Origin of the sequence: Janthinobacterium sp. BJB426 (assembly GCF_002735705.1) — a bacterium.
Taxonomy (GTDB): domain Bacteria; phylum Pseudomonadota; class Gammaproteobacteria; order Burkholderiales; family Burkholderiaceae_D; genus Janthinobacterium.
In genome coordinates this window covers 200,571-219,626 of sequence record NZ_PDZL01000002.1, presented here as the reverse complement: position 1 = coordinate 219,626, position 19,056 = coordinate 200,571, and the positions used below count along the sequence as shown (strand labels likewise).

General features: G+C 67.2%; 18 protein-coding genes. 7 read left to right on the top strand and 11 right to left on the bottom strand.

Annotated features, from left to right (window positions below; genetic code table 11):
* The first annotated feature begins 54 nt into the window (after positions 1–54).
* Positions 55–552 (top strand): VOC family protein, encoded by a 498-nt coding sequence (locus CSQ93_RS04005; protein ID WP_099376868.1) that lies wholly within the window; start codon positions 55–57, stop codon positions 550–552.
* Here the strand turns inward: CSQ93_RS04005 and CSQ93_RS04000 are convergent.
* From CSQ93_RS04000 to CSQ93_RS03990, 3 genes are all read right to left on the bottom strand, one after another.
* On the bottom strand, positions 549–3,041 hold the full coding sequence (locus tag CSQ93_RS04000) for a TonB-dependent siderophore receptor (RefSeq protein ID WP_099376867.1): 2,493 nt from the start codon (positions 3,039–3,041) through the stop codon (positions 549–551). The genes CSQ93_RS04005 and CSQ93_RS04000 overlap by 4 nt on opposite strands.
* A 66-nt stretch (positions 3,042–3,107) precedes the next feature.
* Positions 3,108–4,058 carry a FecR domain-containing protein gene (locus CSQ93_RS03995; RefSeq protein ID WP_099376866.1) on the bottom strand — a complete coding sequence of 317 codons (951 nt, stop codon included), beginning with the start codon at positions 4,056–4,058 and terminating at the stop codon, positions 3,108–3,110.
* An 8-nt stretch (positions 4,059–4,066) separates the two neighbouring features.
* Positions 4,067–4,573 (bottom strand): sigma-70 family RNA polymerase sigma factor, encoded by a 507-nt coding sequence (locus tag CSQ93_RS03990; RefSeq protein WP_099376865.1) that lies wholly within the window; start codon positions 4,571–4,573, stop codon positions 4,067–4,069.
* A gap of 175 nt (positions 4,574–4,748) precedes the next feature.
* Between CSQ93_RS03990 and purT the strand changes: the two genes are divergently transcribed.
* From purT to CSQ93_RS03975, 3 genes are read left to right on the top strand one after another with little or no spacing between them, the layout of a single operon-like run.
* Positions 4,749–5,978, top strand: a complete 1,230-nt coding sequence (gene purT / locus CSQ93_RS03985; protein ID WP_099376864.1) for a formate-dependent phosphoribosylglycinamide formyltransferase — start codon at positions 4,749–4,751, stop codon at positions 5,976–5,978.
* Positions 5,978–6,415: a DUF6678 family protein gene (locus CSQ93_RS03980; protein WP_099376863.1), complete on the top strand. Its 438-nt coding sequence runs from the start codon at positions 5,978–5,980 to the stop codon at positions 6,413–6,415. Before purT ends, CSQ93_RS03980 begins: the two co-directional genes overlap by 1 nt.
* Before the next feature lie 16 nt (positions 6,416–6,431).
* The gene (locus CSQ93_RS03975) at positions 6,432–7,169 is read left to right on the top strand and encodes a hypothetical protein (protein WP_099376862.1); all 738 of its coding nucleotides are present in this window, start codon (positions 6,432–6,434) and stop codon (positions 7,167–7,169) included.
* Here CSQ93_RS03975 and CSQ93_RS03970 read toward each other — a convergent pair.
* From CSQ93_RS03970 to CSQ93_RS03945, 6 genes are read right to left on the bottom strand one after another with little or no spacing between them, the layout of a single operon-like run.
* On the bottom strand, positions 7,156–7,845 hold the full coding sequence (locus CSQ93_RS03970; RefSeq protein ID WP_199534246.1) for an ABC transporter permease: 690 nt from the start codon (positions 7,843–7,845) through the stop codon (positions 7,156–7,158). The genes CSQ93_RS03975 and CSQ93_RS03970 overlap by 14 nt on opposite strands.
* A complete protein-coding gene (locus tag CSQ93_RS03965; RefSeq protein WP_233516032.1) occupies positions 7,842–9,143 on the bottom strand; it encodes a glycosyltransferase in 1,302 nt (433 codons plus the stop codon). The genes CSQ93_RS03970 and CSQ93_RS03965 overlap by 4 nt, the downstream gene beginning before the upstream one ends.
* On the bottom strand, positions 9,137–10,024 hold the full coding sequence (locus CSQ93_RS03960; protein ID WP_099376860.1) for a hydrolase 1, exosortase A system-associated: 888 nt from the start codon (positions 10,022–10,024) through the stop codon (positions 9,137–9,139). The genes CSQ93_RS03965 and CSQ93_RS03960 overlap by 7 nt, the downstream gene beginning before the upstream one ends.
* Positions 10,021–10,878, bottom strand: a complete 858-nt coding sequence (locus tag CSQ93_RS03955; protein ID WP_099376859.1) for a hydrolase 2, exosortase A system-associated — start codon at positions 10,876–10,878, stop codon at positions 10,021–10,023. The genes CSQ93_RS03960 and CSQ93_RS03955 overlap by 4 nt, the downstream gene beginning before the upstream one ends.
* Positions 10,875–11,120: an acyl carrier protein gene (locus CSQ93_RS03950; protein ID WP_099376858.1), complete on the bottom strand. Its 246-nt coding sequence runs from the start codon at positions 11,118–11,120 to the stop codon at positions 10,875–10,877. The genes CSQ93_RS03955 and CSQ93_RS03950 overlap by 4 nt, the downstream gene beginning before the upstream one ends.
* Complete coding sequence (locus tag CSQ93_RS03945) at positions 11,099–11,854, bottom strand: GNAT family N-acetyltransferase (protein WP_099376857.1); 756 nt, start codon at positions 11,852–11,854, stop codon at positions 11,099–11,101. The genes CSQ93_RS03950 and CSQ93_RS03945 overlap by 22 nt, the downstream gene beginning before the upstream one ends.
* A 186-nt stretch (positions 11,855–12,040) precedes the next feature.
* Here CSQ93_RS03945 and CSQ93_RS03940 point away from each other — a divergent pair, with 186 nt between their 5' ends.
* The 3 genes from CSQ93_RS03940 to CSQ93_RS03930 are packed head-to-tail and all read left to right on the top strand — an operon-like array spanning position 12,041 to position 16,829.
* On the top strand, positions 12,041–13,636 hold the full coding sequence (locus CSQ93_RS03940) for an acyl-CoA ligase (AMP-forming), exosortase A system-associated (protein ID WP_099376856.1): 1,596 nt from the start codon (positions 12,041–12,043) through the stop codon (positions 13,634–13,636).
* The gene (locus tag CSQ93_RS03935; protein WP_199534245.1) at positions 13,633–14,889 is read left to right on the top strand and encodes a pyridoxal-dependent decarboxylase, exosortase A system-associated; all 1,257 of its coding nucleotides are present in this window, start codon (positions 13,633–13,635) and stop codon (positions 14,887–14,889) included. Before CSQ93_RS03940 ends, CSQ93_RS03935 begins: the two co-directional genes overlap by 4 nt.
* Complete coding sequence (locus CSQ93_RS03930; protein ID WP_099376855.1) at positions 14,886–16,829, top strand: asparagine synthetase B family protein; 1,944 nt, start codon at positions 14,886–14,888, stop codon at positions 16,827–16,829. Before CSQ93_RS03935 ends, CSQ93_RS03930 begins: the two co-directional genes overlap by 4 nt.
* On the opposite strand, the gene CSQ93_RS03925 is transcribed toward CSQ93_RS03930, so the two are convergent.
* On the bottom strand, positions 16,738–17,673 hold the full coding sequence (locus CSQ93_RS03925; RefSeq protein WP_099376854.1) for a polysaccharide deacetylase family protein: 936 nt from the start codon (positions 17,671–17,673) through the stop codon (positions 16,738–16,740). The two genes, CSQ93_RS03930 and CSQ93_RS03925, sit on opposite strands and share 92 nt — an antisense overlap.
* Positions 17,670–18,956 carry a putative O-glycosylation ligase, exosortase A system-associated gene (locus CSQ93_RS03920; RefSeq protein ID WP_099376853.1) on the bottom strand — a complete coding sequence of 429 codons (1,287 nt, stop codon included), beginning with the start codon at positions 18,954–18,956 and terminating at the stop codon, positions 17,670–17,672. The genes CSQ93_RS03925 and CSQ93_RS03920 overlap by 4 nt, the downstream gene beginning before the upstream one ends.
* Between the last annotated feature and the right edge of the window lie 100 nt (positions 18,957–19,056).

Below are 19,056 nucleotides of genomic sequence, written 5' to 3'. Positions count from 1 at the left end.
GCAATTGCGACTATATTAGAGACGCCAATCCACACACCGGACTAGGGAGACATCATGCACAGCGTACAAAAGATTACCCCATGTTTATGGTTCAACGGTAACGCCGAGGCGGCGGCCCGGTTTTATACGGAGATTTTCCCCAATTCGAAGATCGGCCAGATCCTGCGCTACGGCGAGGAGGGCAAGGAAATCCACGGCCAGGAGCCGGGCAGCGTGCTGACGGTGGCGTTCGAACTGGACGGCCAGACGTTTACGGGGCTGAACGGCGGCCCCCTGTTCCAGTTTTCCGAAGCGATCTCGTTCCAGGTCAATTGCGACACCCAGGACGAGGTCGATCACTATTGGAACCTGCTGTCCGCAGGCGGGCCGCCGGAAGCGCAGCAATGCAGCTGGCTCAAGGACAAGTTCGGCGTGTCCTGGCAAATCGTGCCCACGCTCATGATCAAGCTGCTGACCGACCCCGATCCCGTCAAGGCCCAGCGCGTGATGAAAGCCATGATGGGCATGAAAAAAATCAACATTGACGAGATCAAGCGGGCGTACGCCGGTTAGAAGCTGGCCCGCAAGGTCAGCTGCGCGTTGCGCGGATCACCATAGTAGCCGCTGCCGTACAGGCCGTAGCCGCTGTAATAGCGCTTGTCGAAGACATTATTGATGTTCAGCACGGCACTGAGCCGCTTGCTGAACTCGTAGCGCGCCATCAGTCCCGCCACGCCAAAGCTGCCTTCGTCGGCGCGCGCCGGCACGTCGCCTGCCAGGACGGTGTGGTAATACGTCCGGCCTTGCCAGTTGACATTGCCGCCCACGCTCAAGCGGCGCCAGTCGCCGCCCAGGCGGTAGCTGGTCGCCAGCTTGACGCTGCGTTCGGGACGCGTCGTATCGATGCGCTGGCCATCCTTGTCGCGCGGGCGGCTGAACGTCGCTCCCGCCTGCACCTGCCAGCCGGGCAACAGCTGGCCGGCCACTTCCAGCTCCACGCCGCGCGTGGTGGTGCCGTCGATCGGGCGGTAGACTTCCCGTTCGTTGGCGTCCGTGCCTACGTAATCGGCCAGATTGTCTTGCTGGATGTGAAAAATGGCCACGCTGGCGTTCAGCTTGCGCTCGAAAAACTCGCCCTTGATGCCGCTTTCCCAGGATTTGCCCGTGGTGGGCGGCAGCGCCCTGGCATTGGCGTCGCTGACCGATTGCGGCTCGAAGATGCTGGCATAGCTGAGATACGCGGAATACGTGCCGTTCAAGTCGTAGACGGCGCCCGCATACGGCACCAGCTGGTGTTTTTCCTTCGCGTCGTCGCGGCCCGTGCCGCCCCAACCGTAGATCAGGTCGCCCGTGCGTTCATAGCTGTTGAGGCGGCTGCCGACGATCAGCGACCAGCCATCGGCCGGTTTGAAACGGGCTGCGCCATACGCTGCATATTCCTTGAAGCTGTATTTTTGCGTCAGGCTGACAGCCATGCTGGCCGGCAGGGGCACGTTGTTGTTCCAGTGACGGTAATCGATTTCCACATTGCCGCCGCCATAGGCCAGGTAGTCGGACTTGCGGTGACTGGCGTTGACGCCCAGCACCAGTTCATGCTGGCGGCCCAGCCACTGGAATGGTCCCGTGGCGTACGCATCGAGCGAATTGCTGTCGATGACATAGGTTTTTGCGCCGCGCTGCACGGTGGCCAGGCCCGTGGCCGGGTCCGGATATGGGCCCCAGCTGATGATATTCGCTTGCAACTGGTCCGTATCGCCTTTCCAGTGGCTCGCTTCCGCCTTGACTTGCCAGCCGTTGTCGAACAGGTGCTCGGCGGCGGCGAACACGCGCGTGCTGGTGCTGCCCGCATCCGTCCAGCGCGCGGCGGGGTTGAAGGCGCGCGCGAACCGCGTCCGGCTGCCGTCCGTGTAGAACAGGGGATTCTGGCCGAAGGACGAGCCCTTGGAATCGATTTTCTGGTAGTCGATGCCGGCCAGCACGCGCGTGCGCGGCGTCAGATCGGCCTCGATGACGCCGTAGACCACGCTCTTGTCCTGCTGGTAATGGTCGATGTAGGAGCCGTGATCCTGGTGCGCGGCCACCAGGCGCGCGCGCACGGAGCCGTCCGCATTCAGGGGACCGGAAACGTCGGCTTCCGCGCGGTAGCGGTCCCAGCTGCCGATGCCCGCCTGCGCATACGCCTGGAACTGGCGCGTGGGTTTCTTGCGCACGAGGTTGACGGCGCCGGCCGGGCTGCCAGCGCCGCTCATCAGGCCGTTGGCGCCGCGCACCACTTCCACTCGGTCGTAGATGGCCATGTCGCGGATGCCCAGGCCGTTCGAATTGGTGCTGAAATCAAAGGTGGGCACGCCGTCGTACTGGAAGCTGTTCAGGCTGAAGCCGCGCGCATAGTAGTTATAGCGTTCCGAATCGTCGTGCGAGACGGTCACGCCCGGCGTCTGCTGCAGCACATCGGCCAGGCTGAGGACGCCCTGGTCATCCATCTGCTGGCGCGTGATGACGGTCAGCGATTGCGGCGTTTCGCGTGGCGACAGGGTAAAGCGTGTGGCCGTGCCGGCCAATGCCGCCGCATACGCGCCGCTGCCTTCCGTTTCCAGCGCCGGCTCGCCACCGGCCGTGACCGTGATTTCGGCCAGTTGCTGCGCGCCATCAGCCGCCGCATTCGCCGACCTGGGCAGCGGGCGCAGGACGAAATCGTTGGGCGCCAGCTGCAGCGCCGCCAGGCCGCTGCCGGCCAGCAGCGCCTCGAGGCCGGCCGCGGCGCTGTAGTTGCCGGCCAGGCCGGTCGTGCGCAGGCCGCGCACCTCGCTCGCCTGGTAGGTGAGCGTCAGGCCCGCCTTGCGCGCCAGCTGTTCCAGCGCCGCATCGAGCGGGCCGGCGGCGATCTGCAGGGCGTGCATGGCGCTGGCGCTGCTGGCCTGGGGTGGATTTTGCTGGGCCAGGACGGGCGCCGCACCAAGCAGCAGCAGGGCGCTGGCGACGGCGCCGGCTACGCGGGAACGCGCGGGAAGGGTTGGGAATGCCGGAAATGGCTGAGGGCAGGGCAGGAAAGAGTGGGTCATGGGTCGCTATCAGGTGGGTGGTATCAAGCTGTATGCCGTGCGGCCAGCCCGATCCCCTCATCTTTTTTACGCTTTTTTCAGCGTGACCCAGAAACGCGTGCGGTACATGGCCACGATGGGCTGCGTGTGCAGCAATACGCGCAGGGCCCGCTCGGGATCGTCCAGCTGGAAGACGCCGGAAACGGGCAAGTGGGCGATATCGGCGTCGCACAGCAGCAAGCCATGCCGGTGGCGCGCCAGTTCGGCTACTAGCTGGCCCAGTGGCATGTCGCGCGCGGCAATCACGCCATCGAGCCAGGCGGCCGGATCGTCATGGGCCAGCGCGCGCCAGATGCGCACGCCATCCGTCAGGACGCTGTCGCCAGCCTGCACCAGCTCAGGCCGCACCGCGCCGGCTGCGGCCTGCAGCCGCACCGCGTGTTCCTGCACGGCCAGGCGCGTCAGCGTGCCATCGGCGCCAGCGAGGCGGCGCACCGTGAAGCGCGTGCCCAGCGCCAGCATGCGCGCTTCGCCCGTCTCGACGAGAAACGGCCGGCGCTGCGGGTCCGCTTGCGTGGTGATGGCAATTTCGCCATGCAGCAAGCTCAGCAGCCTTTGCGCGCCGTCAAAGTGCAGCCGGACGGCCGTGCCCGCATTCAGGTGCAGCAAGCTGCCGTCCGGCAGGCGCACGGCCAGGCGCTGCCCCGTGCCCGTGCGGTAGTCGGCGCGCGTATCGATGGCGAACCAGGTGGCTGTGCCGGCAAAGCCGATGCCGGCCAGCACTTTCAGCACCTGGCGGCGCTGGCGGCGGCGGGCCAGGCTGGCGTCGAGCGTGGTGCGGCTCGCCTCCGGCGGCAAGCCCGAGGACTGGCTGCCGATGGCGGCGAGGCGTTGCCACGCCTGTTCGTGGACGGGATCGGCATCGCGCCAGCGCTGCAGCGACAGCAGCGCGTCCGGCGTGGCGCCATGCATCTGCAGGCGCACGGCCCAGGCGATGGCTTGCTCCACGGGGTCTTCCGGCAAGGTGGTGGCCGTCATTGGTAAGGTCACTGGAAATATACGCGGTAGCAGGCGCGCCAGGCGCTGGCCAGGTCGCGCTCGACGGTGGCCAGCGAGACTTCGAGCCTGGCGGCGATGGCGGGACCCGTCAAACCGTCCAGCTGGGCCAGCAAAAAGGCCAGCCTGGCGCGCGGCTTGAGGGCGTCGAGCGCCGTGTCGAGGCGCACCAGGGTGTCGATGATCAGCAGCCGCGTTTCGGGCGACGGCGCCGTCTGCTCGGGCAGGGCGGCCAGCGCCTGCAGGTAGGCGTATTCCACGTCGCGGCGCCGGTAATGGTCGATCACCAGGCCTTGCGCGATGCGCGTCAGGTAGGCGCGCGGCTCGCGCAGGGCGGGCTGCGGCCGTTCGCGCCGCTGCAGCAGGCGCATGAACGTGTCGTGCGCCACGTCGGCCGCATCGGCGCCGCAGCCCAGTTTATGCCGCAGCCAGCCCTGCAGCCAGCCGTGGTGGGCGCGGTACAGGGTGGCAAGGTCGGGCGGTGCGGCTGGGTTCATGGCGGCAAGGACGATGATGGATGATGGTTAATTGAGAATCATTCTCAATTATTGCATCGACTGCCTGCGCTGGCAAGTGCCGCCGCCAGCGGCTGCACCGTTGCCGCGCCCTGTCCAAGTGGGCCGGCATTTGCTATAGTCCCAGCCATCTTTCCATCCGCTTACAGACCCTGCCATGACCACTAGCACCAGCAGCACCATCGCGCCCCGCACCTTCGGCACGCCCCTGTCTTCCACCGCCATCAAGGTCATGCTGCTGGGTTCCGGAGAACTGGGCAAGGAAGTGATCATCTCGCTGCAGCGCCTGGGCGTGGAAGTGATTGCCGTCGACCGCTATCCGAATGCGCCGGGCCACCCGGTGGCGCACCGCTCGCACGTGATCGACATGAGCGACGGCGTGGCGCTGGCCGCCCTGATAGCCCTGGAAAAGCCGGACTTGATCGTGCCGGAAATCGAAGCCATCGCCACCGACACCCTGGCGGCGCTGGAAGCGGCCGGGCAAATCACGTGCATCCCGAACGCGCGCGCGGCCGTGCTGACGATGAACCGCGAAGGCATCCGCACCCTGGCCGCAGAAACCTTGGGCGTGGCGACCTCGCCATACCGCTTCGCCAGCAGCCTGCAGGAGTTGCAGCTGGCATGCCAGGAGATCGGCTTCCCGTGCGTGGTGAAACCCGTGATGTCCTCGTCGGGCAAGGGCCAGTCCAAGCTCGATAGCGCCGCTGACGTCGACGCGGCGTGGGCGTACGCGGCCAGCGGCAGCCGGGTCGATACGGGCCGGGTCATCGTCGAAGGTTTCATCGATTTCGATTACGAAATCACCTTGCTGACGGTGCGTGCCGTGGCAGCCTCGGGACAGATTGAAACGCAGTTCTGCGAACCGATCGGCCACTTGCAGGTGCATGGCGACTACGTGGAATCGTGGCAGCCGGCCCGCATGGCGCCGCTGGCCCTGGAGCGTTCGCGCGACATCGCCCGCAAGGTGACGGACAACCTGGGCGGCCTTGGCCTGTTCGGCGTGGAGCTGTTCGTCAAGGACGACATGGTGTGGTTCTCGGAAGTGAGCCCCCGTCCGCACGACACGGGCATGGTCACCATGGCCAGCCAGGTGCAGAGCGAATTCGAGCTGCACGCGAAAGCCATCCTCGGCTTGCCCGTCAACGTGGCCCTGCGTTCGCCCGGCGCCTCGGCCGTCATCTACGGCCAACTGGAAGCGAAAGGCATCGCCTTCGAAGGCGTGGCCGACGCCTTGAGCGTGCCGGGCGCGGACTTGCGCCTGTTCGGCAAGCCGGAATCGTTCGCCCGCCGCCGCATGGGCGTGGCCCTGGCCACGGCCGACGATATCGACACAGCCCGCGCGCGCGCCGTGCTGGCCGCGTCCAAGGTCAAGCCGGTGGTCCGCTGATGGCAGAGGCCAGCCTGCCGCAGGCCGACGCCGGCGGCGAGGACATCAAGCGCAAGCTACGCGGCCACATCGCGCGGCGCAGCCTGGCCGGCGCCGCCAACGATTGCAAGTGGAACGAACTGCTGGCCTTCATGCGCGGGCGCACCGACTGGGCGCCGTCGTACCGCTACGGCTCCGTCACCGGCTATGTCTCGCGCTGGGATACTGAATGGGATTACCACCCGCCGTTCCCGTTCATGGGCGTGGAGTGGCTGGACATCAGCCTGTATTCGGAAGAACACGTGGCCATGCTGCTGCCAAAAAAAATCATCGACCACGGCGTGTGGATCGTGCCGGAACTGGAACGCATCGGCTTCGATTTCGAAGTACGCGACCGGGTGGCGCGCATCTGGGGCTACTTGCCACGCTCGTATCACGATTTTCCTCCCGCCGACTAATTCAAAGAGTATTCTCATGCCTGAAAACGCTATCCCCCAAGTACCGCAACCTGACGACGCCGTCGTCGGCAAGGAAGCGGGCGCGCAGATGCTGGCCACGGCCTGCGCCGCGCGCGACGCCTTTTATGCCACCCTGGGCGCCATGGACGCCGACGTGCTCGCGCCGCTGGTCAACCCGGCCTTCATGGGCGGCCCGCGCTGGCCGTCGTTGCGCCAGGCCTGGAGGGTGATCCGACGGAGTGATTCCATCCTCATCGCCAGCGATGGCTTGAGCGATCCGTTCGAGGATGACGACGACGTGTTCGTCCCGCGCGGCCACCTGCTGGAGGTGTGCATCGAGGCACCGCTGTCCGCCTTCGACGGCAATCCCGTGCAGGCATCGTGGCTCTTCGACCTCATTTACCAGGTCAGCCAGAACGTAGCCGACCACGGCTCCATCGATTTGCTGGTGCAGCGCCACGGCAGCGTGTCGATGGTGCTCGACCTGCAAGATGCACCAAAGGGACTGGAAGACGAAAACGAACAGGTGGGCGTGCTGCTGGCCCAGGGCGCAAGCACCATTTCCCCATCGTTCGCCACGCCGTATGGCGAAGTGATGCTGCTGACTCTTACCGTGCTGCAGCCGGCCGAACTGGCGCACATCGGCGAAGCGGAAGACAAGGCGCAGTCGCGGCGTGACCTGGCCGCGGCGTTGGCCGCGTCGCCGACGGCGCATCTGAGCGTGGCCCGGCGGCCGGCCGTCATTCCCCGCTAGGCAGTTCGACCGGCGCCACGGCCGGTTCTGTCGGCGCTTCCTTTGCTTCCATGACGGCGGGCGGCGGCTCTTTCCACTTGCCCGCCGCCTTCAGCTTGTTCTTCAGTCCCGGCAGCGGAAAGCCCAGCGCGTAGGCTTTTTGCGCGTGGGCGCTGGCCTTCTCGTATTCCTTCTTTTTGACATACATCAGGCCCAGGTTGTACTGGATGGTGGCCTGCTCGGGCGCCAGGCGGCTGGCCGCGTCCAGCTGTTCCAGCGCCGTCGCGTCCTGGCCCGTGGACAGCAAATAGCTGCCGTACACCATGCGCGCCGTCACGTCGTGCGGCGCGAAGGCGATGGCCCGTTCGAAGTAGCAGCTGACCGTGTAGCGGGCGCCCACCGGCTGCGCGCTTTTCAGCCGCAAGCCCAGTTTCGCCATCGAGGCCAGCGCCCGGTGGTGATTCGGAAAGTGTTCGAGCGTGTAGCTGATGTCGCCGCCCAGGCTGCCCGTCATGCCTTGCGTGAGTGTTTCCACGGCGCGCGAAAAATGGAATTTTTCGACCACGGACAGGCCGGCGCGGTCTTCCGCGCTCGTGTAGTCGCCGCCCGGCGTGTGCCTGACGTAGGGCGGGCACGCGGCGGCGCTGGCACTGGCGCAGCAAACGGCGAGGGCGCAGGCTAACAGGGGATGCTTCATGTCGGGCTCCTGTGACTGACCTGGTCCAGCAAAGCGGCCAGGGTATTGCTGCGGGCTTGCCGCGATTGCAGGGCGATGGCGCCGGGGCTGGCCAGCGGCGCGCGGCCCTGGCGCGCCAGTTCCAGGAAGCGCAGCAGCGCGCGCGCGCAGTCGCCGCTGGACGCCAGCTGGCCGATGGTGTCGATGCCGCAGTGGCGCAGCTTGGCCGCGCTGTCGCCCGCCAGGTCGGTCAGCGCCAGGATGGGGCGGCGGCAGCGCAGGTATTCATACAGCTTGGCGGGAATCTGTCCGTTGCAATTGGCCGCCTGCAGCAGCAGCAAGCCGTCGGCGGCCAGCATTTCCTGCAGCGCCGCGTCGTGCGGCTGCAAGGGTTCCAGGCGTACCAGGTCGAGGATGCCGTATTTCACCAGCAGGCTGGCCAGCCACGCATCGTGCCCCGTGGCGCGCAGCACCAGCTGGAAATTGCGGGCATGCAGCACGCCATCATGGCGCAGCCGGGCCAGCGCTTCGAACAGCGCTTGCGGATCGCGCTCGGACGGATAGATCACGCCGCTGTGCAGCAGCAAAAAGCGGTTGCGCTGGCCCGTGCGCTCAGGGCGGTCTGCATAGCCGTCTTCATCGTAACCGTTCTCGATCAGGTGGAAACGTTCGCGCCCCACCTGCGCCAGGCGCCGCCGGTGCGCGTCGATGGCGCCCGGCGTGGTGCAGACGATGGCCGCGCTGCGCGCCGCGATCCGCTGTTCGAGCCACGCATGCATGCGGTGCAGGCGCGGCTCGGGGGGATAGGGCGCCAGCGGGTCGCTGTCGTCGAGCATGGGGTCGCGCTGGTCGGCGATCCACGGCAGGCCGCTGAGTTTTTGCAGGGTCAGCGCGATCAGGTGCGCCGTGGCGATCGGATACGTCGACCAGATCGCGTCGGGGCGGTATTGCCGGATCATGCGCAGGCCGGCCGGCACGGCGCTCAGCCACCAGGAACTCCAGCGGTCGGGCAGCGCCAGGCAGCGCGGATAGCACCCGGCGATGGAGAAATGGCGCGCCGCGTCCAGCGCCAGGGTGCGCCGCACGGTGGCTTGCGCGCCGAGCTGCGCCAGTTGCGCGTCACCCCGCTGCGCATACGCGGTGGCGCCGGGACTGAGCACCAGCGGCTGCCAGCCGCAGTCGGGCAAATGACGGGCAAAGCCCAGGGTGCGCAGGATGCCGCTGCCGCCGGCCAGCGGCGGGAAATGGTAGGCGACCATCAGCACGCGTTTTGGTCGGGCCGCGTTCGGTCGGGCCGCGTTCGGCGAGGTTTTTACCATGACTGCAGCCACCGCGCGCACCGCTGTTCCACTTCGCCGCGCCAGGCGGCGCTGGCAAATGTGTGGTTGGCCCCATCGACCTGCGCCTGCGTCCATTGCGCGCGGGCCGTGACGGCGCGCCAGGCAGGATCGCCATCGAGCAGGGACTGCCACTCGCGCGCGCCCAGGTCGTCGCCGCTGAGGATCAGCAGCACCTTGCCCTGGAATTGCGTCAGCGCCCGCAGCAGGGCCGGCGCGGGCGCGTCGTCTTCCAGCGGGTCCGCTTCCTGCGTGGCGGCCGCCACCTGCCGCAGCGACGCCAGGCTGGCGCCCAGCTGCAATCCGCCGCTGGCCAGCTTGCGCCAGAAACCGCCTTGCAGCAGGCGTGGAAAATAGTAATGGCGCAAGGTGGCGCGCGCCAGGCCGGCGCCGCTGCGCACCCAAGGGTTGAGCAGGATCAGGGCTTTGACGCGCGCGTCGCGTGGCGCATGGCAGGCGGCGGCCGTGGCGCCATCGCACAAGCCCCACAGCGCTACTTCGCGCAAGGATGGCACGGCGTCGAAGAATTGCGCCAGCGCGCCGGCGATGTCGGGACCGGCGGCGCGGTAGTCGCGCGCGCTACCCTCGCTGTCGCCCATGCCGCGCAAGTCGAAACGCAGTACGGGCCAGCCTTGCACGGCCAGGGCGCGGGCCAGCAAGACGAACTGGCGGTGGCTGCCGATTCGGTACTGCGGCCCGCCCGTGACGATCAAGACGCCCCGCGCCCCCGGCACGTCGGGCAGGCTGAGGATGCCGGCCAGGCGCGCCTGCGCCTCGTCGTCTTCGGCTGCGCTGCGAAAGCGCAGGGCCAGTTCGCGCACGGCGTGTCCGGCGAGGTGCTGCTGCCCGCTGTCGCGCTTCATGGCGGCGTCCTTTCCGCGTCGAGCCAGTCGCGGCACAGCGCACGCGTGGCGTCCAGCAGTTGCGGACACGCCAGCAGCTCGCCGCTGTGCCAGAACGGCCCGTCGCCAAAGGTGGCCACGTGCACGGCGGCGCCGTGTTCTCGCCATTGCCGCGCGAGTGATGGCAGGGGTGCGGCTGTCTGTGCCGGCGCCTGGTAGTCGAGCCAGTAGACGGGCACGGAAGGCTGCAGCGTGGAGGCGCTGACACCATCGATGGCCTGCGCCAATTCGGGCGCCAGCAGGTAGCCGGCCACTTCCACAGGTTCGCCATTCGCCAGTGTGGCGCGCGCCTGGCCGGGCGCTTCCTGTGAGCCGCCAGCCAGCATGCCGGTCGCCAGGCGCAGGCGCAGGAAGCGGTCGATGCTGCGCCGTCCATCGAGTTCCGGTTGCCACAGCAGCAAACGCGCCAGGGGCAGCGGCGCGCGGCTGGCAAAATCGAGGGCCAGCAGGGCGCCCAGGCGCAAGCCCCATACGCTCAAGGGGCCGTCGACGCGCTGCGCCAGCCACGCGCAAGCCAGATGCAGGTCGTTGTGCCAGATGTCCCAGCGCGCTTCGTTAAAATCGCCGCTGCTGTCGCCGCAGCCGAACAGGTCGATCTGCAGCACGCTGTAGCCGGCGGCGGCAAAGGCGCGCGCCTGCGCGGCGGCCACGTGGCGGCTTTTGTTCAGTTCTTCCGCGAACGGATGCACATAGAGAATGCCGCCGCGCGCGGCCTGGCCCGGCGGCGGCAGGTGCAGCAGGCAGTAGCGCTGGCCGCCGCTGGCGGGCAGGAAGAAGGGCAGCAGCGGCAGGGCGTCGAGGACGGCGCGGTTCATGGTCGCAGCTTTGCAAACACGAAGTCGTGCAGGGAACCCACGGTGGCGAAGTGGCGCGCGTGGATGTCGTCGTCGGCGACGATGATGCCGAAATGGTCTTCCAGCGCGGCGATCACGCCGATCACGGCCATCGAGTCGAGTTCCGGCACGCTGCCCAGCAGCGGCGTGTGGCTCTCCAGCACGCGCCCGTTCAAGCCCAGGGTGGTGTCGAGGATGTGCTTTACTGCTTCAAGATGCGGCATGTCAGCTCCAGGGAAGGGTAGTGCGGCAGGGACGACGTATCGAAGGCCAGGCAGGGGATCTCGTCGGGGCGGCGCGACAGGTGCAGATACGGCGGCAGGCTGGCGGCCATCGCTTGCCAGCGCCCGCAGCGGATAAACGTGGCCGTGCCCAGAGCGTGCGTGCCCAGGCGCGCATGGGCGCCCAGCGAGGCGCGGTTGAAACGCGAGATGCGGCTGCACGTCCAGCGCACGCCCTGCGCGTACAGCACGGCGTTGGCTTCTTCCCACAGGCGGGCGAAGACGAGGCCGCCGCGCCGGTCGGGATGCACCCACACGTCCAGGTCCCACGACGACTGGTGTGAGGCCAGCGCATAGCGGGCGCGCACCTCGTCTTCCTGGCAGCCGTGACGCAGCAGCCAGATCCAGCCAGCCATGCCTGCATTGTCACGCGCCACCAGGCATAGCGCGCCTTGCCGGTAGCGTTCGCGCAGCGCGCCGGGCCGGCGCTCGGGGCCGGGCGGCAAGTCCGCCTCCGTCAGGTAGGGCGTGACGCTGATCGACTGGCCGCGCCCGCGGCACAGCGAACCGGGCGCCACGGCTTGCGCCACGAATTGATAACGATATAGCGCGCAGCGCCCGCCGGGCACCATTGCCAGCAGCCGCGCCAGGGCCAGCCAGGCGCTGTCGCGCCAGCCCAGTTGATGGAGGCTGGCGGCCAGCCTTTGCAGCAGGGGAAATCGCGGGGACAGGGCCATGGCGGTAACGGATGGGGCGGCTATGCAGCCAACGCTGTCCATTAGAGCGCAGCGGCCAGCGGCGGTCTTGCGCCGGCTCAAGCTGTGTTGCTGAAACTGTTAATTGATCAAAATCAAGACCGCTGTGGCCGTTTGTCTGAATCATAGGGGAATGCATGGCAATCATGGCAATCCGGGGATGACACGATGGCGACACTGATACACGACCTGATCTTTGAAACGGCGCAGCGCGCGCCCCACGCACCGGCCCTGTCGTGGCAGGGCGAGGAAATGCACTATGCCGCGCTGGCGCAGTCCGTGCGCGAGGCAGCCAATACCTTGCTGACCCTGGGCTTGCAAGGTGGCGCGCGCGTGGCCGTATACCTGGAAAAACGCCCGGAAAACGTCAGCGCCATGTTCGGCGCGGCGGCGGCCGGCGGCGTGTTCGTGCCCGTCAATCCGCTGCTCAAGCCGGACCAGGTGGCGTACATCCTGGCCGACTGCAACGTGGACATCCTCGTCACGTCGCGCGAACGCCTGGCGCAACTGGGCCCCGCGCTGGCCGCCTGCCCGGACTTGCGCACGGTGCTGCTGACGGGCGAACCGCAGCAGGAATCGCGCCTGGGCAAGGTGCGCGTGCTGGCGTGGACGGCCGTGCCCACCAATGTGCCCGCCCTCCGGCCGCGTGCGGCCATCGACATCGACATGGCCGCCATTTTATATACCTCGGGCAGCACGGGGCGGCCGAAAGGTGTGGTGCTGTCGCACCGCAACATGCTGGCGGGCGCGCTCAGCGTGTCGGGCTATCTGCGCAATACGCCGCAGGACCGCATCCTGTGCGTCTTGCCGCTAAGTTTTGACTACGGCCTGAGCCAGCTGACGACGGCGTTTGCCAGCGGCGCCTGCGCCGTGCTGATGAATTATCTGTTGCTGCGCGATATCGTTGAGGCCGTCGAGCAGGAAGCCATCACGGGCCTGGCCGCCGTGCCGCCGCTGTGGGTGCAGCTGTCGCAACTGAGCTGGCCCCTGTCCACCCCCTTGCGTTACATTACCAATTCGGGCGGCGTGATGCAGCGCTCCACGCTTGACAAGCTGCGCCAGTCGCTGCCGCGCGTGCAGGTTTACCTGATGTATGGCTTGACGGAAGCGTTCCGTTCGACGTATCTGGCGCCGGAACAGCTGGAGCGGCACCCCGACTCCATCGGGCAAGCGATCCCCAACGCGGAAGTGCTGGTGCTGCGTCCGGACGGCAGCACGTGCGACGCCGACGAGCCGGGCGAGCTGGTGCACCGTGGCGCGCTGGTGGCGCTCGGCTACTGGAACGATGCGGCGCGCACGGCCGAGCGCTTCAAGCCGCTGCCGCCCCAGGCGAGCGGCCTGGTGCTGCCGGAACTGGCCGTCTGGTCGGGCGACACCGTGCGCCGCGATACGGAAGGCTATCTGTATTTCGTGGGGCGCAGCGATGACATGATCAAGACCTCCGGTTACCGGGTCAGCCCGGCCGAGATCGAGGAAGTCGCGTATGCAAGCGGGCTGGTGGGCGAGGCCGCAGCGCTGGGTTTGCCCCATGCCGTGCTGGGCCAGGCCATCGCCTTGCTCGTCACGCCCGCGCCCGGTGTGGAATTGCTGCGCGACAACGTGCTGGCCGCCTGCCGCGCCCGCCTGCCCAGCTATATGGTGCCGCTGTGGGTGGAAATCCACGACGGCGTGCTGCCGCGCAACCCGAATGGCAAGATCGACCGTCCCCTGCTGGCCAGGGAACTGGCGCGCGCGTATGCGGTCCAAACAGGAGATGCGGCATGAAGGACTTGATCCGCTCGAACAGCACGGAATTGCCGTCGCACTCACCGCTGCGCCAGTTCGCTGTGGATGGCGACATGCTGCAGATCGGCGGCGTGTCCTTGCGCCGGCTGGCCCAGCGGGTGGGCAGCACGCCGTTTTATGCGTATGAACGGGCGCACATCACGCGCCGCGTGGCCGAACTGCGCGCCGCCTTGCCTGCTGGCGTGCATGTGCATTACGCGATGAAGGCCAACCCCATGCCGGCCGTGGTGCAGTGGCTGGCGGGCTTGGTCGATGGCATCGACGTGGCGTCGGGCGGCGAACTGGCCACGGCGCTCGATACGCCCATGGCGCCGGAGCGCATCAGTTTTGCGGGGCCGGGCAAGAGCGATGGGGAACTGGCGCGGGCCGTGGCGGCGGGCGTATTGGTCAATGTGGAATCGGGTGCCCAGTTGGAACGGCTGGCGCTGGCCAGTGAACGGCTGGGCGTGACGGCCAGGGTGGCCGTGCGCGTGAATCCCGACTTCGCCTTGCGCCGCACTGGCATGCGCATGGGCGGTGGCGCGCAGCCGTTCGGCGTCGATGCGGCCCTGGTGCCAGCGCTGCTGGGCCGCATCGGCCAGCTGGGACTGGATTTTCACGGCTTTCACCTGTATGCGGGTTCGCAAAGCCTGTCGGGGGCGGCCCTGGCCGAAGCGCAGGCCCTGAGCGTGCAGCTGGCCCTGCAACTGGCCGACAGCGCGCCATCGCCCTTGCGCACCCTGAATATCGGCGGCGGCTTCGGCGTGCCGTATTTCCCCGGCGACCAGGCGCTTGACCTGGCCCCCGTGGCGGACGGTTTGCAGCGGCAGCTGGCCATCCTGGCCCCGGCGGCGCCTGGCGTGCGCCTGAACCTGGAACTGGGCCGCTATCTGGTGGCGGAGGCGGGCGTGTATGTGTGCAAGGTGCTTGAACGCAAGGTGTCGCATGGACAGGTCTTTCTGGTGACGGATGGCGGCTTGCACCATCACCTGGCCGCCTCGGGCAATTTTGGCCAGCTGATCCGCAAGAATTACCCGGTTGCCATCGGCAACCGGCTGCACGGCGGGGTGCGCGAGGTGGCGTCCGTTGTGGGGCCGCTGTGCACGCCGCTGGACTTGCTGGCTGATCAAATGGAGATGGCGCGCGCCGAAGAGGGCGACCTGGTGGTGGTGTTCCAGTCAGGCGCGTATGGCTTGACGGCCAGCCCGACGGCGTTTCTCGGCCATCCGCTGCCGGCCGAGGTGCTCGTATGAGCGGCCTGTGCGGTTGGTTGGCGGCGGCGAACTGGGCTGATCCTGGCGGCACGGCGTCCGATAGCGGCGCGCCCACCGCGCTGGCAAGCATGGCCGCGCCCTTGTCGCGATTCGATGGCGCGCCGCTGGCCGCCAGCCTCAGCGAAGTGGGCGGCGTGGCCGTGGCTGCCATCGATGGCAGCCGCCATGTGTATCAGCAGGATGGCTTGCAGGTGGCCCTCTGGGGCCGGCCCGAGCTCGACGGCTCGGCCGACGACGTGGCGTGCCGCCTTGCGGCCCTGTGGCTGAGCCGGGGCGTGGCCGCTTGCGCCAGCCTGTCCGGGCCATTTGCGCTGGCCATTCTCGACGCCTTTTCCGGCTCGGCCCTGCTGGCAGTGGACCGCGCCGGCATGCATCCGCTCAGCTATGCGAACAATGCGCAAGGGCTGTTCTTTGCCTCCTCGCATGACGCCTTGCTGGCCCATCCGTCCGTGCGGGGCGCGCTCGATCCGCAGGCGCTGTATCATTATTTGTTCTTCCACATGGTGCCCGGCCCGGCCACGGCCTATCTTGGCCAGCAGCGCTTGCTGCCCGGCGAATACCTGCATGTGCGCGGCGGCAAGCAATGCAAGGGCAGTTACTGGCAACTGGCCTTCCAGGAGCCAGGCACGGCGCGCACGCGTGACACTTTTGCCGCGAACAAGCAGGAATTCCTGCGCCTGCTGCGTCAGGCAGTGGAAAGCAGCCTCGGCGCGGACGGGGCGGACACGGGCGCGTTTCTCAGCGGCGGTACGGACAGTTCCACCCTGGCCGCCATCATGGGACAAGTGACGGGCCGGCCCGCGCGCACGTATTCCATCGGTTTTGATGCGCCCGGCTATGACGAAATGGCCTATGCGCGCCTGGCCGCCAGCCACGCGGGCAGCATCCACCACGAACGCTACGTGACGCCAAACGACGTGCTGGCCGCGATTCCCGCCATGGCGGCCATCTTCGACCAGCCTTTCGGCAATGCCTCGGCCATTCCCGCTTACTATTGCGCGCAGATGGCGCGCGAGGATGGCGTGACGCGCCTCTTGGGCGGTGACGGCGGCGATGAATTGTTTGGCGGCAATGAGCGTTATGCGCACCAGGCCTTGCTGTCGCAATATGAACGCTTGCCCGTCATGTTGCGCCAGACCATCATCGAGCCGCTGCTGTTCCGCCAGCAAAGTGGCAAGCCGTGGCGCCTGGGCGACAAGGCGCGCCGCTACATCGAGCAGGCGAGCCTGCCGCTGCCGGCTAGGCTCGACAGCTACAACCTGCTGCTGCGCCATGGTTACCGCACGGTGCTGGAAGCGGGTTTTATCGATACCATCGATCCGGGCATGGCGCCCGGCTGCGTGAATGGCGCGTATTGGGCGCGGCAAGGCCAGGGCTTGAGCCAAATCAATGAACTGCTGGCGCTGGACATGCGCTTTACCCTGGCCGACAACGATCTGTTCAAGGTGCGCAAGGCCTGCGAGCTGGCCGGCGTGGAAGCGGCGTTTCCCTTCCTGCACGATGCGATGGTGGCATTCGCTGCGGGCCTGGCGTCGCGGGACAAGCTCGACGGCACGCGGCTGCGACCGTTCTTCAAGCGGGCGCTGGCGGAAATCTTGCCGCCGGCCATCGTGCGCAAGAAAAAGCACGGCTTTGGCTTGCCTTTCGGCCAGTGGCTGCACAGCCACGTGCCGCTGCGCGAGTTTGCGTTCGACAACCTGACGCAGCTGCGCGGGCGCGGCATCGTGCGGCCCGCCTTCATCGACGATCTGCAAGGGCGCTTGCTGGCGGAACACCCGGCCTATCACGGTACCATGGTGTGGCTGCTGCTGATGCTGGAACAGTGGCTCAGCCAGCATCCGGGCGCGCTGGGTGCGCTTGAAGGCGGTTTTGCCGCATGCGCCACAGAAACGCCAGGCGTCCTCGATCCCACGGCGTAAAACGGGGCAGCTGCAGCAAGTCGAGAGCCGCGCCGGGGCGCGCCACGCCCCAGTCCGTCGCGACGGCCGCCTTGAAACCGAGGCGTTTGACCATCGCCACGTGCGGCGCGCCATAATCGCGTCCGGCCTTGCCGTTCGGATACGCAAACAGGTTGACGGGCGCCTGGATCAAGCTTTCCAGTTGGCGCTTGCCGTTGGCGATGTCCAGCTGCGCCGCCCGCTCCGGCAAGGTCGATAAAATCGGATGACTGGCCGTGTGCGCGCCCAGCCCCATGCCGGCCGCATGCAACTGGCGCAGCTGCGCCGTGCTCAGCATGGCTGGCGGGCTTGCCCTGGTGCCCGCCTGGCGGCGAATGGACATGGCCAGCTGCTGGCGCCGGGAAAATGGCAGGTATTTGAGCTGGCCCAGCAAGGTGGCGATGGTGGCCTGCCGCTGTGCCAGGCTGGTGACGGGGAAGGTTCCCAGGCCGTGCGCGCGCAAGTCCAGCACGGGACAGGATGCCTGGCGCACGGCGTCGATCACCGTGTCGTTCCACATCTGCCCCCCGTCCAGGTAGCCCGTGGCGATAAAGAACGTGGCATGCAAGCCATGGCGCTGCAGCAGCGGCAGGGCCACTTGCGCATTGTCCGCATAGCCATCGTCAAAGGTGATGCAGGCGGCGCGCGGCGGCAAGCCGCCATCCTGCAGGCGCTGCACGGCATCGCCGAGCGGCAGCGGCGTATAGAAACGTTTTATCAGGCGCAACTGGCGCTCGAACAGGGCCGCATCGACTTCGCCAGGAAACAGCGGGTCGGGCCGCGCCAGCACGCGGTGGTAGATCAGGATGGACAAGGTGGCCGTCATGGCTGCTCCGCGACGGCGATCCGGGGTTTGGCCTGCCGAGCAGTTGAGGCTGGCGCTTGCTGCTCGACGATGATGCGCGTGGCGATCAAGGCGGCCATCAGGTAATACGGCATGTCGAAATACAGCAGGCTGAGGAAGGCGCCGCCCATGGCAAAGCCGATCAGGCTGGCCTGGCTCATTGTGGCCAGGCCCAGCGCCCAGCGCAGTTCCGGCTTGCCCCGCGTGCGGCGGATGATGGCGGCCGCCGTGCGCCAGGTGGCGATGCCCAGCGCCAGGTAAATCAGCAAGCCGACAAAGCCGTGTTCGCCCAGCGCCTGGAAATAAATGCTGTGCGCCGCGTGCACATCCATGGGGTTCGGCGCATAGCGGGCAAAGACGGCGGCGTCGGAGACGTCGAAGCCGCCGCCGAGAAAACGGTCGCGCGCCAGGTTCCAGGCCATGCGCCAGGCATTCAGGCGGCCCATGGCGGACACATCGTCCTGATACGTGTTGATGGTGTCCATGCGTTCGGCCCAGCGCTCGGGCATGAAGGCCAGCAACAACGGCGTGACCGCAGCGAGCAGCGCGCCCAGCACCAGCTTGCGGTCGCTCTTGATCCACATGAACAGGCCCATGGCGGCAATGGCCAGCAGGCCGCCGCGCGAATACGAGCCCAGCGCGGCCAGGGCCGACAGCAGCATGGCCCCGGACAAGCCGTGGCGCAGCCAGCGCTTGTCCGTGTTTTGCTGCAAATAATACATGAGGGGGATGGTGATGATCAGGGCCAGGGCCAGGGAATTGTTATCGCCAATAAACGTATCTTCCGGCCCCCACACCCGTTCCGTGCCGCCGCTGCGGATGGTGAAGATGCCGCCTTTCACGCCGTAGTAGCCGATCGACCCCACCAGCACCCAGACGAGGCGCACGATATCGCGCCGCGTGCGTATCACCATCATCACGACAAAGCTCATCAGCATGATCTTCATGACCTTGTTCCACTGCACCCACGACGATTCGGGCAGCAGGGCGAACGGCGCCGTTACGTTCATCCACGCGACAAACAGCAACAGCAGCACGCTGACGGGCGTGAGCGGCAGGTTCTTCGGTTCGCGCGTCATCACGAGGCCGAGCAGGGTGGCGATGGCGATGATGAAGGCAAATGGCATGTGGGTGGCGAAACCCCAGCCCTGCGTGTGCGGGTTCATGACGCTGACCCAGACCCACATCAGGCCGCCGATGGCAGGCGACTTCAGGATGAAGGGCAGCGAACCCAGGATGATGACGGTGATCAATATGTCGCGCATGAAGGGGAACGCTCCTGGTTGTGCCCGGCTTGGCAAGGTCTTGATGCCTGTCAACGGGCTGGCGGGCAGGCTCAGTACACTGGATCAACACTGCTTGATG

Bases quoted from the DNA above. Each gene is read 5' to 3' on its own strand.
- CSQ93_RS04000 (WP_099376867.1), bottom strand. From the start codon at position 3,041: ATGACCCACTCTTTCCTGCCCTGCCCTCAGCCATTTCCGGCATTCCCA.
- CSQ93_RS03990 (WP_099376865.1), bottom strand. From the start codon at position 4,573: ATGAACCCAGCCGCACCGCCCGACCTTGCCACCCTGTACCGCGCCCAC.
- CSQ93_RS03995 (WP_099376866.1), bottom strand. From the start codon at position 4,058: ATGACGGCCACCACCTTGCCGGAAGACCCCGTGGAGCAAGCCATCGCC.
- CSQ93_RS03925 (WP_099376854.1), bottom strand. From the start codon at position 17,673: ATGACGGCCACCTTGTCCATCCTGATCTACCACCGCGTGCTGGCGCGG.
- CSQ93_RS03965 (WP_233516032.1), bottom strand. From the start codon at position 9,143: ATGGTAAAAACCTCGCCGAACGCGGCCCGACCGAACGCGGCCCGACCA.
- CSQ93_RS03950 (WP_099376858.1), bottom strand. From the start codon at position 11,120: ATGCCGCATCTTGAAGCAGTAAAGCACATCCTCGACACCACCCTGGGC.
- CSQ93_RS04005 (WP_099376868.1), top strand. From the start codon at position 55: ATGCACAGCGTACAAAAGATTACCCCATGTTTATGGTTCAACGGTAAC.
- CSQ93_RS03920 (WP_099376853.1), bottom strand. From the start codon at position 18,956: ATGCGCGACATATTGATCACCGTCATCATCCTGGGTTCGCTGCCCTTC.
- CSQ93_RS03940 (WP_099376856.1), top strand. From the start codon at position 12,041: ATGGCGACACTGATACACGACCTGATCTTTGAAACGGCGCAGCGCGCG.
- CSQ93_RS03955 (WP_099376859.1), bottom strand. From the start codon at position 10,878: ATGAACCGCGCCGTCCTCGACGCCCTGCCGCTGCTGCCCTTCTTCCTG.
- CSQ93_RS03960 (WP_099376860.1), bottom strand. From the start codon at position 10,024: ATGAAGCGCGACAGCGGGCAGCAGCACCTCGCCGGACACGCCGTGCGC.
- purT (WP_099376864.1), top strand. From the start codon at position 4,749: ATGACCACTAGCACCAGCAGCACCATCGCGCCCCGCACCTTCGGCACG.
- CSQ93_RS03980 (WP_099376863.1), top strand. From the start codon at position 5,978: ATGGCAGAGGCCAGCCTGCCGCAGGCCGACGCCGGCGGCGAGGACATC.
- CSQ93_RS03970 (WP_199534246.1), bottom strand. From the start codon at position 7,845: ATGAAGCATCCCCTGTTAGCCTGCGCCCTCGCCGTTTGCTGCGCCAGT.
- CSQ93_RS03935 (WP_199534245.1), top strand. From the start codon at position 13,633: ATGAAGGACTTGATCCGCTCGAACAGCACGGAATTGCCGTCGCACTCA.
- CSQ93_RS03930 (WP_099376855.1), top strand. From the start codon at position 14,886: ATGAGCGGCCTGTGCGGTTGGTTGGCGGCGGCGAACTGGGCTGATCCT.
- CSQ93_RS03975 (WP_099376862.1), top strand. From the start codon at position 6,432: ATGCCTGAAAACGCTATCCCCCAAGTACCGCAACCTGACGACGCCGTC.
- CSQ93_RS03945 (WP_099376857.1), bottom strand. From the start codon at position 11,854: ATGGCCCTGTCCCCGCGATTTCCCCTGCTGCAAAGGCTGGCCGCCAGC.